The sequence below is a fragment of the Veillonella rodentium genome, from assembly GCF_900187285.1.
In the GTDB taxonomy this organism is placed as follows: Bacteria; Bacillota; Negativicutes; order Veillonellales; family Veillonellaceae; genus Veillonella; species Veillonella rodentium.
The window spans coordinates 253,524-268,487 of record NZ_LT906470.1; the positions used below are offsets into that span (position 1 = coordinate 253,524).

Below are 14,964 nucleotides of genomic sequence, written 5' to 3' on the forward strand. Positions count from 1 at the left end.
TTTATACTGGTTTGGGACGTGGATTCAGTACCTGGAGAAAAATTTTATTCTGACTGTGTTAGAACCGAGTCATCAAATGTGATGTTTCCAAGAGTTACATGATCAGTTAATTTGCTTAGTCCCCGTTCACCGTACTGATGGTATTTTACTTTCAATTCTTGGTTCATTGCAAATTGTAATTTTTTGAGGACAGTATCTGTAACATTTTTGTCTGTTGCTTTTTTGAAGCGAATGCCGTTAAAAAGTAAAGTTTCATCTTTTTCATTAAAGTATATATTACCAAATCCTTTACCTACGATAAGTTGATCCTTATCTTTGTTAAGCTGAGCTGTCGTACTTGATAAGTCTGACTTTTGTTTAGTAAGGATAAAATTAATGTCAAAAGTAACATTTTTAGAACGGTCTTCATTAGTAAAAGATGGAAAATACGAATTAGGTCTAGGATAGTCTTTTGCAGGTTTATAGGTATATGCATCCTCTGTAATGAGGTAAGCATCGCCATTTTCCTGAATAGATAAGTGATACATTGTTTTATTATCATCGTAGCCGACCCAAGTTCCGTCAAAGTTACTTTTTCCGCAACCTGTAATGATGAATAGAGATGCTATTATAATCATAAATAGGTTAATTTTGATTATGTATTTCATTGTAAGAATCTCCTTATTGTGCATTGTCTAAGATGGAATCATCAAAAGAAAAGTCGAATTGGACTGTTGGCTTTTCAATTCGGCCTTTCATATAGTCGTCGTTTTTCTCGATATTACTATTTTTTATAACCGCTTGTATTTTGGGCAAATATGATTTTATAGAATTATCGTCTGATTGTTTGTGAAATACAATATTTTCTATGATTAAAGTATCATCTTTTTCGTTGTATAAAATAGACATATTAGCGTTGTCTGTATTGACGTTCAGTCGATTGCCGGTTACAACTCCAATTGCGTTATAAATAGGAGTCTTTTTTTTCTGCAATAGATAATCTGCATGCACAATTCCTGTTTCACCGGTCCGTTTAGAAATCTGGGCATGTGATAGTCCGCTGGTAGTAGAGTCCATTAACGCTTTGTATTCATAGGTAGATAACGAAACAATACTTTCTTTGCCTAAATTTTCAATGGTCAGCTCTGCAACCTGGTCATTTTTTTCATATGCAATCCAAGTACCGTTGAATTTGTTATTATCATTATTACTATTACCACAGGCTGTAATGAGCATTATGGTGAAAGTTAATAATAAGCCAATCAATATATTCCTTTTCATAGTAATCTCCTTATGCAGCATCGCCATAATATTTACGACGTAGATAAAAATTATAGCCAATTCCACCTATAATGATAATACCTAAAATGATACCAACATAAAGCAACCAGCTATGGCTTGGCTTGAAGGTGAAGTGGATTTTACTATTTGGAGGGAATGTAACTGTGTTTCCGTTGAGCGCTCCATCTTGAACACTTTCTTTAATGATATCGCCGTCTACAGTAATTTTAGTTTGTCCCGCAGCTTTACCTAAATCAATGATAAATGCATCATCGGCAGTCTTTTGCAATGCAGGTTCTTTAGAGGTTCCTGAGAATCGTGCTGTAATGGCATTACGTATTTGCTCTAATTCTGTGCCATTTGCAAATTTAGTTTCAACTTTCCATACTTTACGAGCTGTAGTGTCAGAATCCTCTACGGTAGTCATTTTGCCTTCTGCATTAGGTGCTTTTAATGTATAGTTTTGCACATTATTGTTTGCTAACGTATCAGTGATCATTTTCTTTTCTAATGGACCTGATTGGGAGCTTACTGTTGCATCCCAGGTACCGCTGCCGTCACGGTTGATGTGTACATCCGAATCGATAGTGGCACATCCGGACAACACTAACATACACACACTTAGAATCATAAGGCATAATCGTCTCATAATACTCCTCACTTTCAAACTACAAATTTAAACTATTTATAAAGTGTTAATTATGATATATTGTACATTAATTAAGTAAAATTAATCAATATATTGCTTCAAAAGGGTTTATGAAATGTTAATGAAGTTTTGCTTAATCAAGATTTTTCATAATCGGAATATTATTGATATATAAATTTTATCAAAACTGATTTGACAATCATTATATTTCCGCCCTATAATTATCTAGTATATAAGAATATTGCGTTGAAAAAGACGGCACACATCGGAAGGGTTTAGTAGAGACCGAACTCATGGGCTGAAAGGTTTGGAAATCCGGATGTATGCGGATCACTTTGGAGCAAGCGGCAACGCCGCCGGTGAACACCGTTATATGTTTAAGAGACTTTCACAATATGAGAGATAAGTTGCGTCTCATGTGTTACAATCATGCGCTCGCATGGTGTGACAACCGCGGAATATGCGGTGGCGCCGGCTTTCACAAGTAACGAGAGTCAGTAGGGTGGTACCACGGATATGACGTCCGTCCCTTCGGGGACGGGCGATTTTTTTATGTAAAAGGAGCACATCATGGATTACGGTAAGACGTTACATTTGCCTGAAACAGAATTCCCGATGCGCGGCAATTTGCCGAAACGGGAACCGGAAATTTTAAAGTTCTGGGAAGATAACAAGATTTATCAAAAACGTTTGGAGTTGCGTAAAGACGCAAAGCCATTCATTTTGCATGACGGCCCTCCATATGCAAACGGTAAATTGCACATCGGTCATGCCCTCAACAAAACTTTGAAGGATATCGTTATGAAATACAAAACGATGACCGGTCATTATACACGCTATATTCCGGGGTGGGATACGCACGGATTGCCTATCGAGCATGCGGTTATTAAGAACACTGGTCTTAACCGTCATGAAATGGCACCATTAGATTTGCGTAACAAATGTAAGGAATATGCATTAGAATGCGTAGAAACACAAAAACAGGATTTTATTCGCTTTGGTGTATTAGGTGAGTGGAATCGCCCGTATTTGACATTGCGCCCTGAGTTCGAAGTGAAGCAGCTCGGAATCTTCGGCGAAATGGCGAAACGCGGACACATTTACAAAGGGCTTAAAACTGTATACTGGTGTACACACTGTGAAACCGCATTAGCGGAGGCGGAAATCGAATACGCTGAGAAAAAATCTTTCTCCATCTACGTAAAATTCCCTTACGTATCCGAGAAAAAGGTGACATTGCCGGCAGGTGTAGATCCAAAACAGGCATATGCTGTTATCTGGACGACGACACCTTGGACAATGCCTGCAAACGTAGCTATCTCCGTTAATCCTGAACTTGAATACGGCTGGGTAAAAGCCGGCGACGAATACTATTTGATGGCGACTGATCTCGTTGATTCGGCTATGAAGGATATCGGTATTGAAGATTACGAAATCGTGAACCGCTTCTCCGGTGCCGATTTGGAATTGGCTGAGTTCAAACATCCATTCGTAGAACGTAAATCCACTGTATTATGCGGTGACCATGTAACGCTTGAAGCCGGTACCGGTTGCGTTCATACGGCGCCTGCACACGGCGAAGACGACTTTAACATCGTTATGCGTTATAACAAGGAAGGCAAAACTGAACTTCCTATCGTATCCCTTGTCAATGAAACCGGTAATTACACGAAACAAGTGGACGACAACCGTTATGGCGATACCGAATTCCCGTTGGCGGGCGTGGAAATTCACGATGCAGAGGTGCCTGTTATTAAAATCTTGGCGCATAATAATGCATTGCTTCATAAATCCAGCTTGCGTCACCAATACGCTCACTGCTGGCGCTGTAAAAATCCTGTTATCTATCGTGCGACGGAACAGTGGTTCTCCTCCGTTGACGGTTACCGTCAACAGGCGCTCGATGCTATCGATAATCAGGTGCAATGGATCCCTAAATGGGGTCACGACCGCATTTTCAACATGGTTCGCGACCGCGGTGACTGGGTAATTTCCCGTCAACGTATCTGGGGCGTGCCGATTCCTATTTATTATTGTGAAAGTTGCGGTGAACATATCATCAACGATGATACGATCAAGGCTTTACAGGAAAAGGTCGCTGTTGAAGGCTCCGATGCATGGTGGGCTCACAGCGCTAAGGAATTGTTGCCGGAAGGTTTCAAATGTCCTCATTGCGGTCATGATGAGTTCAAAAAAGAAACGGACATCATGGATGTATGGTTCGACTCCGGTTCTTCTTGGGCGGGCGTACTCGAAGTAAACGATCTTGACGTACCATGCGCTATGTACCTTGAAGGCTCCGACCAACATCGCGGTTGGTTCAACTCTTCCCTGTTGACGGCTGTGGCGACAACGGGTAAGGCGCCATATAATTCCGTATTGACTCACGGCTTCGTTGTGGACGGAGAAGGCCGAAAGATGTCTAAATCCGTAGGTAATACGGTGGCTCCAAGCGATATCATCGACGTATACGGCGCTGATGTTATGCGCTTGTGGGTATCCTCCGCGGATTACCAGGCGGACGTGCGTCTGTCCAAAGACATCGTAAAACAACTGTCTGAAGTATACCGTAAAATTCGTAATACCTTCCGATTCTTGCTTGGTAACTTGGATGACTTCAATCCGAATACCGATAAAGTGGCGTATAAGGATATGTCCGAATTCGATAAATGGGCTTTATTGCGCTTGGAAGAAGTGCGTCAAAAGGTTACTGATGCATATGAAAACTATGAATTCCACATGTTGTACCATGCAATCCATAACTTCTGTACAGTAGACTTGAGCTCCATCTATCTGGACGTGATGAAAGATACGATGTATGCTGAAAGCAAGAATGACGCGGCTCGTCGTTCCGCTCAAACGGCTATGTATGAAATCCTGAAAACTCTCGTGGCGATGGTGGCACCGGTGCTTTCTTTCACAGCGGAAGAAGTATGGAAATACATGCCGAAGGAAGACGGTATGCCTGAATCCGTTATGCTCATCGATTGGCCGGAAGGTCATGCGGATCATTTCGATCAGGCATTGGCGGATAAATGGAGTCAATTATTAGACTTGCGTACATCCGTACAAAAAGCATTGGAAACCGCGCGTCAAGACAAAACAATCGGTCATCCGTTGGATGCAGCCATCACAGTATACGCTGAAGGTGCCGCTTTCGATGCATTGCATGCGCTTGGCGAAGAAGGTTTGGCTAAACTTGTTATCGTATCCGAAGCGTACATCGTAAACGGCGCTGCTCCGGCTGAGGCTGTTAAGGACGATGAAACCGGCGTTGCTACCGTTGTTGTCGCATCGGGTCTTGAAAAATGCGAACGCTGCTGGATTCACCGCGATACGGTAGGTCAGGACAGCGAACATCCTACACTATGCCATCGTTGCGCAGGTGTCGTGAAAAATTTATAATCGGTTGATTGCATGATTGCATGATTGCATGATTGCATGATTGCATGATTGCATGATTGCATGATTGCATGATTGCATGATTGCATGATTGCATGATTGCATGATTGCATGATTGCATGATTGCATGATTGCATGATGCAGATTAATCGTTATAAAAAATTTTAGAGAATAGATTAATATCAGTTACTCTTATTCTGATGTATATAGAAAAAGGCTAGCTTACAGACTTGTAGTCTATAGGCTAGCCTTTTTGTTACTGTAAATCTTTAGGAACTCTCAGTTGTTTCCACTGATCAAGGTCAGGTATTTCCAGCGTATTAATGGTTTTTTGAATCCAATAGTTTAACGATATTTCGTTATCGAAGTAGTGCTCAAATAGATATGCGTTTCCCGGAGTATTCTGTTGTTCACCGTTTTCGTCGATGTGATGGCGTACGGATTCTTTCAGATACAGCTGCACCCTGAACGGATGAGCGGAATTGCCGCGAAAGATGAAGTACGACGGTCCGATGAAGTCATGCGTGCGGATGTTGATTTGCTTATACTGTTTATCGTTGAGACCTTGCAGTGCCGTTTGAATCATGGCGCCGGCGTCGTCGTATTCTTCGAGCAGAAACGGTTCCTGATCCACATCAAGCACATAATGCCAAGTCGGTTGCGATTTTTCGCTTTCAAGGGCCCACTCGTCGGATAATGCGGCTATGGTGCGATCTTCATAGATCGTGTGTAGAAGTGTCCGCACCGATTCGATATCCAGCACGGCCTTATAGGTGATTTCCTGACCTTCCGTTTCTGTATAACCGTGTAATCGCACCTGATACTTGTTATTCGGGAGAGGCTGTGCCTCCAGTTTATTAAGGTTGCGGAGCATATTCGGAATGGATAGGAAATGATTGTAAAAGCTGAGCATCATGCGTTGATGTTTCTGTAATGCTGTCTCAATCGTATTCCAATCGTATAATGTGGTCTCCCAAGGATAATCGTCCGTATCGATGGCAAGGCGTGCTCCGAACTGCGGCCATGCTGCAGGGGCCGGACGTGCGGGCGACGCGGATTCCGTGTAACCTTCCCTGTAGAGCCGATACCCGTCAATTTCTTCAAAGGCCTGCAGGCGATCCGCCGCTTCATCATCGACGGGAAAACTCCGCATTTCTTCATCGCAATTGGCCTTGTGGGACAGGATGTACTGATGGGAGCTTTCATAATAGTGAACGGCCATATCAAGATCAGGGGTGCCCGTAACATATCCTTTTTCATAAGCGTAGCCGAGGGCGACACGCGTCAAGGCGCGGGTAATGTCGTAAAAGAGAACGCGATCCTCTTTTTCAAGGGCGCGGGTTTCCTCCTCCAAGACGCGCAGCAATGACTGGACGGCGAATCGGGTATTTTGCGAAACGCCCAATCCATGCAGCCGTATATAGGTTATGTAGGGCAGGGCGAAGACGAACCGTTCCTTCGTGGCCGCCGTATGGGTTAAATCCGCAATGAGCCCCCAGTCCAACGGCAGATGTCCTATGTGAAAGATATATCCGAAGGCCGCCTGCAGCGCCGCATAGCCGGCATCGTTGAAGTTTTTGGCGGCCGCCTTTCGATAGAGGCCGATGGCTTTAATCGGGTCGTAGGGAATCGTGGCTCGGAGATCTTTCGCATCGTAGAAATGGTAATAATAGTCCGCCAATTCGGCGATGCACTCCGGTTGTCCCAAGGCGGCACCCTTCGTAAACCATGTGAAAGCATCTTCGTAGCGGCCGTTTTCGTGACAGTCGAGACCCGTATAGAGCATCATTGTCGGGTTTCCCAGCTCCGAAGCGGTTCGCGCAACACGCCGTGCATTGTCATGGTCACCTTCGTCGATGTAAATATTCCTTAGATTGCCCTGAAACATGGCCAGTTTATTATCTAAGGCCTTGTTGAACCAGAACTTCGCCGCATTCAGGGCTTTTGCATGTAATGCTTTGTCCGTCATGATTCCTTGCAGCGCCGCGATACCGTCCTGAATATTGCGACTCTGAAAGACCCGCTGTAATCGATTAGACCACTTTGAATCTGTGGGCTCCAGTAATGTTCTGGCCGCATCGATACGCCTGTCATCGCGCCAGAAAAATACGTTGCCTATGACGTACTGGCAGTACGCATCGCCTTGCTGGGCGTACTCGTATACGATGTTGAAAGCATCATCAAAAGACAGCTCCATATCCTTTTTTACCGTAGGCGTGATAGAGCCGGCAATGCGCAATGTCTGTAGGGTACCGATAGGACTATGTCGGCGAATGCTGTCATGAAGGCATTGGTATGTACGCATATTGTCCTCGGGAAATCCGGATTCCTCCCATGTAAAGTGAGGACCTGCATAGACTCTGGCCAGTAACGCATAAGCATCACCGAGTTCGCGCGTCTCCGGATTTTTCAGTATGGTATATAATTCCTGATCGGTTAACTCGGTTGACTCCGCAGGTGTCGGCCCGTCACTTCGTAAACTGTGATGCGTTGTATAACTGTCTGTATTTTGATTATTTACAATTAACTCCAACCGGCGCAACCCCTCTTGAGCGGCCTTTTGATCGTAAGACGTAAAAATCATGTGGAAGACCTCTTGCAGGCGGTCTGTGAAATATTGCCCCATAAGGACTCCTTTCGTTTTTATCATTTCATATTTATTATATACCGTCATAGAAAAACGTAGAAGTAGAAGAAACCAACCTGTTCAAAAAGCCTCCGAGGCCAACGCTACGCCGCCAAGTCGTTTTTTGAACAGGTTGGTTCCTCTCTCTTGGTACGCAATCTGACGGTATATAATAAATAATTTATCTAAAAATCGGTGCCATGCCCGACCGTCGGGGAGAAACGCCAAGTCGTTTTTAGAGAGAACCCCATCACTGCAAACTACGGTTGGAGTTGCAGTAAATAATAAATATAAAATTTCTAAAGACCGTCGGGAGAAGCGTATTAGCGATACAAACAAAATAAACCTTTAGCGGTGGCCGTAGGTAGATAGAAAAATAAAGACACCTTTTGAAAAATGACTTGGCATACCGTTTTTCCTCCTATACAAAACAATAACCCTATTTGCTGTAGTTTGTAAAAAAAATAAATCCTCGAGGAAAACGACTTGGCGGCTCCTAAAAACGCGTTAGCGATACAAACAAAATAAACCTTTAGCGGTGGTCATAGGTAGATAGAAAAAATAAAGACACCTCTTGAAAAATGACTTGGCGCCGAAGGGGTGGCCTCGGAGGCTTTTCAAGAGGTGTCTTTATTGATAGCGTACTAAGCGCACGTTAAAGGGTTATTTTTTTGTATAATCTCCGAACCATTTGTCGTAGATTTTTTGGTATGTGCCGTCTTCTTTAAGTTCTTTGAGGGCTTTGTTAACAGCTTGCTGCAGTTCGGTGTTGCCTTTTTTCACGCCCAGTACGATGCCCGGGGATTGTGTAGGTTGACCTACGAGTTTAAGGTCTTTGTCGGCGCCTTGTTTCAGGTAGTACATGGCAACCGCGTTGTCGATGATAGCGCCGTCAATGGTGCCGGCTTTTAATTCCATGAAGATATTCGCATTGGAATCGATTTCTTTTACCGTCGTTCCCGGAATTTTATGTGCCATTTCTACAGGAATGGTACCGATCTGAACACCTACGGTTTTATTCGCCAATTCATCCATGTTGTGAATTGTGTCGTTGTCTTTGCGTACGACCGTGATAAAGCCGCCCTGATCAAAGTAAACATCGGAGAATTCCAATGCTTTTTCGCGTTCAGGAGTAGCGTTGATACCTGCCGCAATCATGTCGATATCGCCGGATTGAACAGCCGGAATCAAAGCGTCGAAGCCCATGGACTTGAATTCCATTTTCATGCCCAGTTTTTTAGCGATTGCTTCGGATAGGTCAACGTCAAAGCCCACATATTTATCGCCTTCCGTAAATTCAAACGGCGGGAACGTTGTTTCGGAACCTACACGTAACACACCTTCCTGTTGGGTCATTTTACCTTTTTCGTTGCCGCAACCGGCCAGAATTCCCATTGCCGCTACAGCTACGAGGGCGAGGGCAGTCAATTTTTTGAACTTGAACATAATATCCTCCTAAACCATGTCATAAACGTCGGTTTTTACAAATCTGATTATATTGTACGGAATTTTGTAACAATAGGCAATAACATTGTATAATTAAAGGTATTAAATCACGATTTTTCAGGAGGTTCATATGTCCCGTATCGATACGTTCCGTTCCGCTTGTGAAAGCTTTGCGCAGGATGCTTTCACGATCAACTATACATTGGCGAAGAATCCGGAGATTTCCGGCCGCGAGTTTGAGTCCGTTAAAACCATTGGCGCTGCTCTGGAGAAACACGGTATTCCTGTTACCTATGAATTCTGTAATTTACCGACCGCGTTTAAGGCGTCCGCTGTGAAAGTGGAGAACCCTCAGGGACGTCTGGCGATTCTCTGTGAATATGATGCGCTGCCCGAGGTGGGTCATGCGTGCGGCCATTGCGCCAGCGGGTCCATGAGCATATTGGCGGCGCTAGCGTTACATAAAATGCACGAGGACGGCGCGGCTTTCACCATGGATATCGATATTATCGGGACCCCTGACGAGGAGGCGAAGGGGTGCAAGGTCGATATGTGCAATGCTGGCGTGTTCAAGGAATATGATTTGGCGATTATGGTGCATCTTGATGGAATGGAAACGCGGCCGAACTCGCAGTTTCTCGCCCTTGACTGTTTCCGTGCTCAGTTCCACGGTAAGCCGGCTCATGCGGCAGAGGAGCCTTGGAACGGCGTTAATGCGGTGAACGGTGTGCAGCTGGCGATTCATGCGATGGATATGCTGCGTCAACAGGTGCGGCCGGAAACGCGTATCGGTACATGGATTATTTCCGGCGGTACCGCATCTAACGTGATTCCTCCGTTCGGTGAGCTGGAGGTAACGGTACGTCATACGGAGCGGGATTACCTGAACGGCGTATCCCGGCAGATTCAACAGATCTTTGAAGGGGCGGCGCTCTGTACGGGAACGACCGTGGATTATGCATTTTACGGCAATTCCTATGACAGCATGAATCAGAATGCGCGGGGTACGCATCTCATCGAAGAGGTGATGGAGGAGCTCGGCATTGATTTCAAGCCGGGACCGGCCGATATCGGGGGCAGTTCGGATATCGGTAATGTGAGCTTTCAATGTGCGGCCTTTCATCCTAAACTTCGCCTGGCCGGTGAGGAGAAGGTGTGCCACTCGAAAGAATTTGCAGCGGCCATGCTGGATTCGACCATTGAAAAAACAATCCTCGATGGCGCTGGCATTATCGGTGGAACATTGCTGCATATGATGGATGATCCGCAGATACTGGCGGATATTGTAGCGGAGTTTAGGGAGGTCATATGATTCACTCAAACAATTTAACGGTTCAAAACTATATTGGCCTCACCGGTGACAAGCCGATCCGATTCATCGTTTCCGATGTGGACGGTACCTTGGTCAATGATGCGAAGGCGATTGCCCCGGAGGTGGTGGACGCTGTTCGTGCCGCCCGTGAAAGCGGTATTCGTGTTGCCATCGCCAGCGGCCGCGCGTGGAATGAAATGCATAATGTTATCGACGCATTGCCCTGCCTGCGGTACTTTATGTGTACCAACGGGGCGTACGTCATTGATAAGGATGAAAATAAAAATTTGTTTCATATCGCCTTCGATAAAGAGCAGACGCTATATTTGTTGCGCAAACTCCTTGCGTACGGCGTGTACGTGGAGGCTTATGTGAAGGACCAAATCTTCGGCATGTATCCTCCGTCGCGTTGTATCACGCCTGAACGGTTAACCTCGTGCATTTGTGATCGTGGTGATGAATCGGCTGACACAGTATCCGGCACATCGATAGACGAGAATCAATCCATATCCGTCGGAGATAATTGCAATCCGGTGAATGGAGGATTGTCGGAATGCGAAACGGAGCAGTCCACGTTCTTTTTCCGACCGAATATCCGGCCTTTTATTCTGGCGACGCGCACCATGGTCTGTGATTTACCGGTCCATATGGAATCCCTTGATGAAGGCCCTGAGAAAATACAGATTTTTTATGGCGATGAACCGATGCGTCAGCGCATTTTACAGGACCTGCGTGACGACTATCAGGGATTGGCTCATGACGGAGCGGGGCGGGAGCGCTTTTACGATGTGCTGTTATCCAGTGAGGGAAATTTAGAATTCGTGTTGCCTCATACGACAAAAGGTACGGCTGTGGAGGCGTTGACAAAGCACTGGAACTTCAGCCCTGACGAAGTGATGACAATCGGCGACAGCGAAAATGATCTGTCCATGTTGCGCTTTGCCGGTGCCGGTGTGGCCATGGGCAATGCAAATGCTAATATAAAAGAAGCGGCCCGCTATGAAACGACGGATAATAACCATCATGGAGTGGAAAGAGCCATCTATTCAGCGATTGCATATAATGAGGCACTTCATAAAACGCGATGAAATGTGATGATTCGCAATCGTCACGGATAAATTGATTTCCACTAAATAATTGGTGTCTGCTCATCGGAATTAATTGTTTTGAGTAAGCGTTATAGGAACGGAAGGTAGAAGTTGACTGAAAGGAGGCAGCGCATGGAAGAAATAAAATTCCATATTGATGATACCTGTGTCAAATGTGGCGCCTGTGCTGTAGACTGCCCCGTTCAGTGCATAACGGAAGGTGCTGTTAAGTTTATCATTGGCAAGGGTTGTATCTCCTGCGGGGACTGTTATTCCATCTGTCCCGTAGGGGCCGTTAAAATGGTAAAACATAATAATGATAAGAAAAAAGACAGTGAAAATTAGATGCTGACTATTAGATGTTAGAGCTTATATATTAGTAATTAGAAGTAAAAATTAATTGTTACACTACATAAACGTATTAAGACAAATCTGAATGTTTAAAAGCTTTGTGAAACTTTTATTCGGAATATATAGAGGCGTATAAGTTCCTATGCTATAATGAAATATAAACGTAAAACGTTTCAAATGAGGTGATAATAATGGAATATGCAACCCTCAATACCGGTGCTCGGATGCCAATGTTGGGATTTGGCGTTTTTCAAGTTACTGATTTAATGCAATGTAAACAGATTGTACTTGATGCAATTGATGTAGGCTATCGTTTGTTTGATACAGCAGCTGTATATGGAAACGAAGCGGCCGTAGGTGAAGCTATTGCGGAAGCAATTGCTATGGGCAAAGTAAAACGTGAAGATTTATTTATCACATCCAAGTTGTGGGTGCAAGATATGAATGCCTATGATGTGGATGAGGGGATTGATCAATCGCTAAGGAATTTAGGGATCGAGTATATTGATTTATATTTATTGCATCAAGCCATGGGAGACTATTTTAGTGCTTGGCGTGGATTAGAACAAGCTTATCGTGATGGTCGCTTAATGAATATTGGTGTAAGTAATTTCTATCCTAATATTTTGACGAATTTTTGTGAAAGCGTAGATATAAAGCCAGCAGTAAACCAAATCGAGCTACATCCTTACTTTCAACAACCGGATGCGTTAGATACGATGAAGTATTATGATGTTGTGCCTGAGGCATGGGCACCATTAGGCGGCGGGCGATATAGTCCATTTGAGGAGAAACTCTTACAAGATATTGCAGAGACTCATGACAAAACGGTTGGGCAAGTGGTGTTACGGTGGAATATTCAACGTGGTGTTGTTGTCATACCTAAAACGACTCATAAAGAACGAATGATTGAAAATATAAATGTATGGGATTTTGAACTTTCACAAGATGAGATGGAATCTATTTCAACACTTGATTTGGGATATGGTGAATCTAGAACAAAACATTTTGATCCGGAATTTGTACGATCGGTATTAGGTGTAGAAATTCATGGCTAATTTTGGCAGATAACGTAAATAAAGTTAATTTGTAAATATATATGTGAAAGTATTGTAAAATACAACTTCTTGCTTAATGGAGGAATTATGGGAAACAGGGAATTTGTTATTGTTGTTGACTTCGGAGGTCAGTACAATCAGCTGATCGCTCGCCGCGTTCGTGAAAATCACGTATACTGCGAAGTATATCCATACAACAAAGCATTGGAAAAAATTAAGGAACTGAAACCGCAAGGGATTATCTTTACGGGCGGTCCTAACAGCGTGTACGAAGAAAATTCCCCGAAAATCGACAAGGAGATTTTTGAACTTGGTATTCCTGTCCTCGGCATGTGCTACGGTATGCAATTTATGGCGTATACATTGGGCGGCGAAGTTAAATCTGCGGAAAACCGCGAGTTCGGTAAAACTCCGACTAAGGTGGACACTACATCTCCATTGTTCAAAGGCTTGGAAGAAGACCAAGTTGTGTGGATGTCTCATGTTGACTATGTAGAAAAGGTTCCTGAAGGCTTTGAAATCGTAGCACATACTAAGGATTGCCCTGTTGCATCCATGCAAAATAAAGAACGTAAACTATATGCTATGCAATACCATGCAGAAGTGTTACACACTGAACATGGCAAAGAAATGCTTCACAACTTCTTGTACGAAGTGTGCGGCTTCACAGGCACATGGACAATGGCAAACTATGCAAAAACTGCTATTGAAGACATCCGCAACACTGTAGGCGATGGCAAAGTATTATTGGCATTGTCCGGTGGTGTAGATAGCTCCGTTGCAGCAGCTCTTATTTCTAAAGCTGTAGGTGACCAATTGACTTGTATCTTCGTTGACCACGGTTTAATGCGTAAAAACGAAGGCGACGAAGTAGAAGCAGCTTTCAAAGATTCCGGCATGCATTTCATTCGCGTCGATGCAGAAAAACGTTTCTTAGATAAATTGGCTGGTCTTGAAAATCCAGAAGCTAAGCGTAAAGCTATCGGCGAAGAATTCATCCGCGTATTTGAAGACGAAGGCCGCAAAATCGGTTCCGTTGACTTCTTAGCGCAAGGTACAATCTACCCTGACGTTATTGAGTCCGGTACTGGCGAAGCTGAAGTTATCAAATCTCACCACAACGTAGGTGGCTTGCCTGCAGTGGTAGACTTTAAAGGTCTTATCGAACCATTGCGTAATCTCTTCAAAGACGAAGTGCGTGAACTTGGTTCTGAATTAGGTTTGGCTGATTACCTCGTATGGCGCCAACCATTCCCAGGTCCTGGCCTTGCTATCCGTGTAATGGGCGAAATTACGAAAGATAAACTCGACATCTTGCGTGATGCGGACTACATCTTCCGTGACGAAATTGCAAAAGCTGGCCTTGATCGCAGTATCAACCAATACTTTGCAGTATTAACATCTACACGTACCGTAGGCGTTATGGGTGACTTCCGTACATACGATTACACATTAGCATTGCGCGGCGTAACAACAACAGACTTCATGACTGCTGACTGGGCGCGCATCCCTTACGACGTATTGGACACAATCTCCCGTCGTATCGTAAACGAAGTACAACACATCAACCGTATCGTGTACGATATTACATCTAAACCACCTGCTACGATTGAGTGGGAATAAAAAGAAATATTAATTTTAAATTCATTAACTAAACTTTTGAGTATTACTAACTTTAACTGAAAGGTAAAAGAATAGGGGTGAAAGGGAGAGTTTTGAATTTAAAGAGCGCATAAAAGCCTCCTATCATTTTGATGGGAGGCTTTTATTTA

The 14,964-nt window shown here is 44.0% G+C and carries 11 protein-coding genes; 6 read left to right on the forward strand and 5 right to left on the reverse strand.

Going from position 1 to position 14,964, the window contains the following annotated elements:
• Window positions 1-44 precede the first annotated feature (44 nt).
• From CKV62_RS00965 to CKV62_RS00975, 3 genes are read right to left on the reverse strand one after another with little or no spacing between them, the layout of a single operon-like run.
• Window positions 45-617: a hypothetical protein gene (locus tag CKV62_RS00965; protein WP_157728908.1), complete on the reverse strand. Its 573-nt coding sequence runs from the start codon at window positions 615-617 to the stop codon at window positions 45-47.
• Window positions 618-660: 43 nt separating this feature from the next.
• Window positions 661-1,260 (reverse strand): hypothetical protein, encoded by a 600-nt coding sequence (locus CKV62_RS00970; RefSeq protein WP_095064946.1) that lies wholly within the window; start codon window positions 1,258-1,260, stop codon window positions 661-663.
• Window positions 1,261-1,270: 10 nt separating this feature from the next.
• Complete coding sequence (locus CKV62_RS00975) at window positions 1,271-1,909, reverse strand: hypothetical protein (protein WP_095064948.1); 639 nt, start codon at window positions 1,907-1,909, stop codon at window positions 1,271-1,273.
• 570 nt (window positions 1,910-2,479) lie between these two features.
• Between CKV62_RS00975 and ileS the strand changes: the two genes are divergently transcribed.
• Complete coding sequence (gene ileS / locus CKV62_RS00980; RefSeq protein ID WP_095064950.1) at window positions 2,480-5,314, forward strand: isoleucine--tRNA ligase; 2,835 nt, start codon at window positions 2,480-2,482, stop codon at window positions 5,312-5,314.
• Between the two features lie 253 nt (window positions 5,315-5,567).
• Here the strand turns inward: ileS and CKV62_RS00985 are convergent, their stop codons facing one another.
• Both CKV62_RS00985 and CKV62_RS00990 read right to left on the reverse strand, forming a co-directional pair.
• Window positions 5,568-7,937: an SEL1-like repeat protein gene (locus CKV62_RS00985; protein ID WP_095064952.1), complete on the reverse strand. Its 2,370-nt coding sequence runs from the start codon at window positions 7,935-7,937 to the stop codon at window positions 5,568-5,570.
• 663 nt (window positions 7,938-8,600) lie between these two features.
• On the reverse strand, window positions 8,601-9,383 hold the full coding sequence (locus CKV62_RS00990) for a basic amino acid ABC transporter substrate-binding protein (RefSeq protein ID WP_095064954.1): 783 nt from the start codon (window positions 9,381-9,383) through the stop codon (window positions 8,601-8,603).
• A gap of 130 nt (window positions 9,384-9,513) precedes the next feature.
• On the opposite strand from CKV62_RS00990, the gene CKV62_RS00995 reads away from it, so the two are divergent.
• From CKV62_RS00995 to guaA, 5 genes are all read left to right on the forward strand, one after another.
• Window positions 9,514-10,695, forward strand: a complete 1,182-nt coding sequence (locus CKV62_RS00995) for an amidohydrolase (RefSeq protein WP_095064956.1) — start codon at window positions 9,514-9,516, stop codon at window positions 10,693-10,695.
• On the forward strand, window positions 10,692-11,783 hold the full coding sequence (locus tag CKV62_RS01000) for a Cof-type HAD-IIB family hydrolase (protein ID WP_095064958.1): 1,092 nt from the start codon (window positions 10,692-10,694) through the stop codon (window positions 11,781-11,783). The genes CKV62_RS00995 and CKV62_RS01000 overlap by 4 nt, the downstream gene beginning before the upstream one ends.
• 132 nt (window positions 11,784-11,915) lie before the next feature.
• Window positions 11,916-12,128 carry a 4Fe-4S binding protein gene (locus CKV62_RS01005; RefSeq protein WP_095064960.1) on the forward strand — a complete coding sequence of 71 codons (213 nt, stop codon included), beginning with the start codon at window positions 11,916-11,918 and terminating at the stop codon, window positions 12,126-12,128.
• A gap of 197 nt (window positions 12,129-12,325) precedes the next feature.
• Window positions 12,326-13,192: an aldo/keto reductase gene (locus CKV62_RS01010; protein ID WP_095064962.1), complete on the forward strand. Its 867-nt coding sequence runs from the start codon at window positions 12,326-12,328 to the stop codon at window positions 13,190-13,192.
• A gap of 87 nt (window positions 13,193-13,279) precedes the next feature.
• Window positions 13,280-14,815 carry a glutamine-hydrolyzing GMP synthase gene (gene guaA, locus CKV62_RS01015; protein WP_095064964.1) on the forward strand — a complete coding sequence of 512 codons (1,536 nt, stop codon included), beginning with the start codon at window positions 13,280-13,282 and terminating at the stop codon, window positions 14,813-14,815.
• The last annotated feature ends 149 nt before the right edge of the window (window positions 14,816-14,964 follow it).